This window comes from Streptococcus panodentis (assembly GCF_017884005.1).
Lineage (GTDB): Bacteria > Bacillota > Bacilli > Lactobacillales > Streptococcaceae > Streptococcus > Streptococcus panodentis.
In genome coordinates this window covers 1-3,957 of sequence record NZ_QFAY01000051.1, presented here as the reverse complement: position 1 = coordinate 3,957, position 3,957 = coordinate 1, and the positions used below count along the sequence as shown (strand labels likewise).

General features: G+C 42.0%; 4 protein-coding genes. All 4 read right to left on the bottom strand.

Features of this window, described 5'->3' with window-relative positions; translation table 11 throughout:
- Positions 1-649 (bottom strand): transposase (locus DHL47_RS13150; RefSeq protein ID WP_209552175.1); only part of this gene is annotated, 649 nt, incomplete at its 3' end.
- A 258-nt stretch (positions 650-907) separates the two neighbouring features.
- Positions 908-1,516: a hypothetical protein gene (locus tag DHL47_RS13145; RefSeq protein ID WP_209552174.1), complete on the bottom strand. Its 609-nt coding sequence runs from the start codon at positions 1,514-1,516 to the stop codon at positions 908-910.
- Between the two features lie 110 nt (positions 1,517-1,626).
- Positions 1,627-2,235: a hypothetical protein gene (locus tag DHL47_RS13140; RefSeq protein ID WP_209552173.1), complete on the bottom strand. Its 609-nt coding sequence runs from the start codon at positions 2,233-2,235 to the stop codon at positions 1,627-1,629.
- 226 nt (positions 2,236-2,461) lie between these two features.
- Positions 2,462-3,805, bottom strand: a complete 1,344-nt coding sequence (locus DHL47_RS13135) for a hemolysin family protein (RefSeq protein ID WP_128835626.1) — start codon at positions 3,803-3,805, stop codon at positions 2,462-2,464.
- Positions 3,806-3,957: the final 152 nt, after the last annotated feature.

The following is a 3,957-nucleotide window of genomic DNA, read 5'->3' as shown; positions in this document are numbered from 1 at the left end:
GGAGGACGCGAAAAGCAATCGGAAGCTCATAAACGCTGTCACAGATGAGATGAACACGAAAACCAAAATAGGTGCGGGTCTTGGTGACTCTGTTTTCTTTGTCGTGGTAAGTCTTCTTGGTCCAACTGCCGTCGTGTTCACCCCGCAAGTCCCCTTTGGCAAGCTTACTGGGGCGATGAGCCTTGGATTCAATGATTTTTCCATCCATAGCCAGACGGCGGCCAAAGTCAGGCAAAGCTTCATAGAGCTCCTTGACTAAAATCTCAAACATGTCGTAAATCAAGTCCCTGTGCCGAGACAGGCGTTTTAGAAAGCGGCTGAAAGTCATGGCATGGGGAGCCAGGACGAGTTTGGTCTGATTCTGTCCAATCTTAACTCCGTGAGCCTGAAAACCGCAGAGCTGCCGCAGCTGACTGTTGCGCCCCAGTTCCCGGCAGAAACTTTCGATGGTGGGATGCTGGAAAACAAATTTGGCCAGAAAGGCCCGCCACATAGCATGGTTGGGAAAGTCATTGCGTCCTTTGCCCCGGTCCTGATTCAGGGCATGGATTAAGGGTTCATCTGGCAGGACTTGGAACACACGGGATAATTTTTCCAAATCTCCCAGATTTTCTTCCTCGAAGAGGTCAAGTTGTGTTATAATTTTCATGGGGAATCTCCTTTGTTTTGAGTTTCAACACCTTTATTATCAAGGATTTTCCCTTATTTGGAAAGCAAAAACTGTTTTTGGTCGTATTTTTCCCAAAACAGACAACAGCCCACTGGAAAACGTGATAAACACGTTCAGCTAGCGGGCTGTTTTTTATAACTATACCTCTGAAATATGATGAAATCAAGGTAAAAGAACTGCGTTATTGATTCATATAGAAAATTCTTCGTATCATCTCTCCCTGAATAAGTTGGTGTGTTATTTCCATTCAAAAGCCTCTCTTCCCTGCACTCGCCTAATTTCCAAATTATAAACAATTTCAGCTTGAGGACTGCCTTGACTATTTTTTTCGACTCCTTTTAAATACCCTTCACGAGAAAAAGCCTCCATCTTTTCATCAGTAATTTCATCCTTATTCAATTTTAATTCATCTGGTAGATTCTGGTAACTTTCTACACTAATAGACTCTTTCTGATTATTACGCAAATATATTATTTCCGAACCGTCATTGACATTAAAATCTAAATCAATTCCGGCTGTCATTTCATAATCTGCCACACCCATCTTTAAAACGCCATCATTACGCAAATATACTTTATTACCATATGTATCATAAACAACTGGGACTATACGAGCATAGACAAAACCTTCTCCCCTTCCTCCACTTTTAAAAATCGGAGAAAACTCTATTTTACTGATACCGCTGTAATGTTCTTTTAGGTAGGTTGCGATTTGCTCCTCATAAAGCTGAAAACCATGCCGATAGAGATTGTCCACTTTCAGTCTGTCCATGTAAAACTTACCTCCTATTACTAGTACAAAAAAACAAAGCAAAGATAAAAGAATAGATTTTGTTCTTTTAGACATACAAACCTCCTTTTCTTTTTATCTTTATTTTACCAGAAAAACGGAGAGAAAATGATAGGAGTTTATATAGAAAATTCTTCGTATCATCTCTCCTTGAATAAATTGGTATGCTATTTCCATTTACCTACCTCTCGTTCATCCACTCGTTTGATTTCTAAATTATAGACAATTTTAACTTTAGGGCTGCCTTGGTTATTTTTTTCTACTCCCTTTAGAGCCTCTTTTTGTGAATAGGCTGCAATTATTGCATCCGTACTCTTATACGTCTGTAATTTCAACTGTTCTGGGAGATGTTGATGTTGTCCTACTTTAACAGATTCATTTTTTTCATTATACAAATAGATAATTTCTGAACCATCATTGACATTAAAATCCAATTCAATTCCAGAAGTCAAAACATAATTAGGCACCAGAGTATTGATAGTTCCATCGTTACGCAAATAAACTTTATTTCCATAATTATCATAAACTACGGGAACAATACGAGCGTGGACAAATCCTTCTCCCCTTCCTCCACTTTTAAAAATCGGAGAAAATTCAATTTTACTGATACCGCTGTAATGCTCTTTTAGGTAGGTCGCGATTTGTTCCTCATAAAGCTGAAAACCGTGCCGATAGAGATTGTCCACTTTCAGTCTGTCCATGTAAAACTTACCTCCTCCTACAAGTGCAAAAATGCAAAATAAGAACAGCACGGCTGTTTTGATTTGTTTGCTCATGAAAACCTCCTTTTTTATATTGATTTTATCATAAAATATAGAAGCCAGATACACAAACTTTTCTAGTCTATCCGCTTTTATCGTCATTTGGTTTATCTTTTATTACTTTGTAACCTAAAACAGTCCGAGGGGAGTGAAAAGTCACACTATGAATGAAATCCCGCTGCATCTTGAAAATCAAAAACAGACTCTCCTGCGAAAGTCTGTTTAAATTGGTCAGTTCTGGCTATTTGCCAGTCGATTCATCTGCTTCTTCGATAATTTCTGATATTTCCACCTTGACCTTGGTCACGCGGCCGTTTTTCACCTTGTCATTGGTCAAAATCAGCTTTTTATTCTGACTTTCCACTTCAAAGCTGATGCGCTCTTTAGGATCAGGAATAGTCCCCACACCGGTCAGGTAGTAGCCGGCAATGGTATCCACATCATCACTTTCAATCTCGACCTCAAAGTATTCATTAAAGTCATTGAGGGTCATGGTTCCCATGACAATATAGGTGTTCTCGCCGATTTCATGGACTTCTACTGCCGCCTTATCCGTTTCATCATCGATCTCTCCGACGATTTCTTCTAACAGGTCTTCCAGAGTCACCAGACCGGCCATACCGCCGTATTCATCTAAGAGAATGGCCATTTGGTTCTGGGTGTTGCGGAGTTCTTTGAGCAAGTCATCCACAAACATGGTCTCGGGCACAAAGAGCGGCTCCTGCAAAATCTTCCGCAGGACGATATTGTCAAAACCATTGGTAAAGCCTTCATTCAGGAGACGCTTGGTATGAATCAGACCGATGACCTTGTCCTTATCGCCGTCATAGACAGGAATCCGGGAAAAGCTCTGCTTGAGAATGCTCTCAATGATTTCCTTGGTATCATCCTGAATATCTACCATGAAAGCGTCCGTCCGCGGCACCATCAGTTCCCGCGCCATCAGTTCATCCAGAGAGAAGATCCCCTGCAGCATTTCGATTTCATCAGCATCCAGCGTCTCCTCGCTGTTGGTCAGCATATACTCGATCTCGTCCCGGGTCATTTTTTCATCAGCATCATCAAACTTCATGGGCGTGATACGGCTCAGCAGGTTGGTCGAAGCCGACAAGAGCCAGACGAAGGGACTGACAATCTTGCCCAGAAAGATAATGACCGGCGCCGCCCGGACAGCCAGATTGTCTTTCAGATTCATAGCAATGCGCTTGGGGTAGAGCTCTCCCAAGACAATGGAGATATAGGTCAGCAGGGCTAAGGCCAGAAAGCTGGCAACTGCATGCGCTGTCTCGGAATTTCCCAGCCAGGCAGCAATGATCTTTCCTAAATTATCCGCAAAGCTGGCCCCCGACAGGATATTGATGACTGTAATCCCGACCTGAATAGTTGATAAGAAATTATTAGGGCTTTCCAGCACCGCTAAGAGGCGGGCGTACTTGGCATCCCCTTCCTCGGCTTTCTGCTCCACGCGCGCCCGATTGAGCGAAACCATCGCCATCTCAGAAGCTGAGAAAAAGGCATTTAATAAAGTCAATATAAACAGTAGTAAGGCTTGCCATAAAATGCTCTGACTGCCAGGGTCTTCCATTGATTTTCTCCTCAAAAGTATGATTAGCTTTGATTATATCATATTTTCAGATTTAGTGCACAGGGAAATGATAAAGAATCAATAACCCTGTAGCTATTTTTGTTCCTGCTAGACTGACCGCTTCTCATTTCGGCCTGACTCTAAGATTTTTG